Annotated in this window: 4 protein-coding genes; all 4 read left to right on the top strand. The window is 35.6% G+C overall.

From position 1 onward, the window contains the following. Positions 1 to 2: 2 nt before the first annotated feature. Positions 3 to 305 carry a hypothetical protein gene (locus LDB17_RS09460; protein WP_393925012.1) on the top strand — a complete coding sequence of 101 codons (303 nt, stop codon included), beginning with the start codon at positions 3 to 5 and terminating at the stop codon, positions 303 to 305. Between the two features lie 250 nt (positions 306 to 555). Beyond that, positions 556 to 1299 (top strand): MlaE family ABC transporter permease, encoded by a 744-nt coding sequence (locus tag LDB17_RS09455; protein WP_374043291.1) that lies wholly within the window; start codon positions 556 to 558, stop codon positions 1297 to 1299. Beyond that, a complete protein-coding gene (locus tag LDB17_RS09450; RefSeq protein WP_135107193.1) occupies positions 1296 to 2069 on the top strand; it encodes an ABC transporter ATP-binding protein in 774 nt (257 codons plus the stop codon). Before LDB17_RS09455 ends, LDB17_RS09450 begins: the two co-directional genes overlap by 4 nt. Positions 2070 to 2083: 14 nt before the next feature. Further along, on the top strand, positions 2084 to 2848 hold the full coding sequence (locus tag LDB17_RS09445; RefSeq protein ID WP_252639343.1) for an exodeoxyribonuclease III: 765 nt from the start codon (positions 2084 to 2086) through the stop codon (positions 2846 to 2848). Positions 2849 to 2932 lie beyond the last annotated feature (84 nt).

Here is a 2932-nt window from a genome sequence, read left to right as displayed (position 1 = left end):
TAATGTGTTTATTTTTGTCTTGTAATATTAGTAGTAGAAAAGAATATACTATAGATGTTATAAATTCAAGTTATGATGGACAAATAATAAAAAAACATATTGATAACTGGAATCATGCGGCTAAGATGATCCAAGTCCATACAATTAATAATGATACTTTAAATATAACAGTAGATTTTTATCCTGATTCATGGAATTTTGTAAATGTGGGTGACTCTATTATAAAAAAATATGGTAAAGGGAGTATCGAAATTAAGAGGAAAACAGGAGGACGAAGAGAATTTTTTTTATATATTCCAAATTAAGAAATATCCTTTTCTTCGTCCCTTCGGATTTGCAATCCGAAGATCAATAATGTAAGGATTTATAATCCACTATAAATCAAATTTGCCAGTGTTATTATTGATAGGCTTGATTTCCTATAACTCATAAGATAAGTGAAAATTTTTCAAAAAATGTTCTCTTAATACATTCCATTCGATTCAAATCTGAGAATTATACAAAAAAATGTATCTTTGTTCATGTTTATAAATCTCTGAAAAAACAAATATGTTTATAATTTCTCTTTTAGATAAACTTGGACACTATGCTCTCCTCATGCAAAAGGTTTTCACAAGACCTCAGAAATGGAGTGTTTTTCTTCGTCAGTATCTTGCCGAAATAAGCAAATTAGGAGTAAACTCTATTTGGATTGTGATAATAATCTCTTTTTTCATCGGTGCTGTTATTGTGGTTCAGATAAAGTTGAATATTGATTCTCCGTTCATGCCACGTTATACGGTCGGTTATGTATCTAGAGAGATTCTTATCTTGGAATTCTCGTCGACGATTATGTGTCTTATCTTGGCAGGAAAGGTCGGATCTAACATCGCATCCGAAATAGGAACGATGCAAGTTACAGAACAAATAGATGCATTGGAAATAATGGGCGTAAATTCTGCCAATTATATCATTTTGCCTAAAGTAATCGCTCTGATGACTTTCATCCCGGTACTTGTAGTTCTTAGTATGTTTTTTGGTGTAATAGGCGGATATGCAGTCTGTATAATAGGGCAAGTGATGCCTGCTGATACCTTTCAGTATGGACTTCAATTCTATTTCAAAGAATTTTATGTATGGTATGCTATTGTTAAAACTATAATATTCGCTTTCATTATGTCAACTGTGGCCTCTTATTATGGCTACTCAGCACGGGGCGGATCGTTGGATGTGGGCAAAGCTAGTACCGATTCGGTAGTTATGGGTAGTATTCTTATTCTTGTTTCAGACTTGCTGATCACACAATTGATGATGTCATGATAGAAGTAAAGAACTTATATAAGTCATTTGATGAACGAGACGTCCTGAAGGATATAAATATTCTTTTCGAAGCAGGGAAAACCAATCTTATTATTGGACGAAGCGGTTCGGGAAAAACGGTTCTTCTTAAAAATCTCGTAGGCTTGATGCGCCCTTCAAGCGGGCAAATATTATATGACGGACGTGATCTTACAAAAATGAGCCTCGGTGAGATGAAAGATTTGCGTCAAGAGATGGGGATGATTTTTCAAGGATCGGCCTTATTTGACTCCATGACTGTTTTCGAAAATGTCAATTTCCCCTTAATGATGTTCTCCTCAATGACCAAAATAGAGCAGGAGAAACGAACTAAATTCTGTCTGGAAAGGGTAAATCTTGGAGATGCAGGTCACCTATATCCATCAGAGATTAGTGGAGGTATGATGAAGCGTTCAGCCATAGCTCGTGCCATAGCTCTCAACCCAAAATATTTGTTTTGCGACGAGCCGAACTCCGGACTTGACCCTCAAACATCTCTCGTTATAGATGATTTGATACATGATATCACAAAAGAGTATGATATTACGACCGTTATCAACACTCACGATATGAACTCGGTAATGGGTATTGGCGAACGAATCAATTTTATCAAAGAGGGTGAACTCGAGTGGCAAGGTTCAAGCAAAGACGTGATATCTTCTACAAATGAAGATTTTAATGATTTTGTTTTTGCCTCCGACTTATTTAAGAAAGTTAAAGCTGCCGAAAACGAAGGTATCAAGTTGACTTAATCCATTTTAATTAAATGAAAGTAATATCATATAATGTAAACGGCATACGTGCCGCTGTAAATAAAGGTCTTTATCAATGGCTTGAACAAGAGTCGCCTGATATTTTATGCTTGCAGGAAATAAAGGCTACGGAAGATCAGATCGATGTATTGACTATTCAATCATTGGGGTATAATTACTATTTTCATCCTGCCGAAAAAAAAGGATATAGCGGAGTTGGTATCTTGACCAAACGTATCCCTGATTTGGTGAAAATAGGAATGGGGATTCCTGAATATGATAGAGAAGGGCGTGTATTGCGTGCCGATTATGGGGATGTCACTGTGATTTGTGTTTATATACCCTCTGGTACAATGGGGGATATTCGTCAGGATATAAAAATGAAATTTTTGGCCGATTTTACACATTTTATAAACAATCTACGTAAAGAAAGACCCGAACTCATTATCTGCGGAGATTATAATATCTGTCATAAACCTATCGATATAAACCACCCTGAACGTCATACCAAAAGCTCCGGCTTTTTACCTGAAGAACGTCAATGGTTTGATGAGTTTATCGATACAGGACTTATTGATACTTTTCGTGTGTATGATCAAAGTCCGGAGAAGTATAGTTGGTGGAGCTATAGGGCAGGAGCCAGAGGTAAAAATTTAGGGTGGCGTATAGATTATCATATTATTACGGAAGAAGCTCGCCCACGACTTAATAATGCTGCAATTCTGAGTGAAATAAACTTTTCTGACCATTGTCCCGTTGTAGTAGAAATGAGTTTCTAGGGACAAAAACCTTACTCATTTGAAATACGGGAACTATTAGTTTGTTAAATAGTTTAATTTATTAGAAAAGAAACATTATAGATT

This window comes from Dysgonomonas sp. Shenzhen-Wh21, from assembly GCF_043392705.1.
In the GTDB taxonomy this organism is placed as follows: domain Bacteria; phylum Bacteroidota; class Bacteroidia; order Bacteroidales; family Dysgonomonadaceae; genus Dysgonomonas.
The sequence above is the reverse complement of the archived record's forward strand: the minus strand, read 5'-3'. Positions and strand labels throughout refer to the sequence as shown.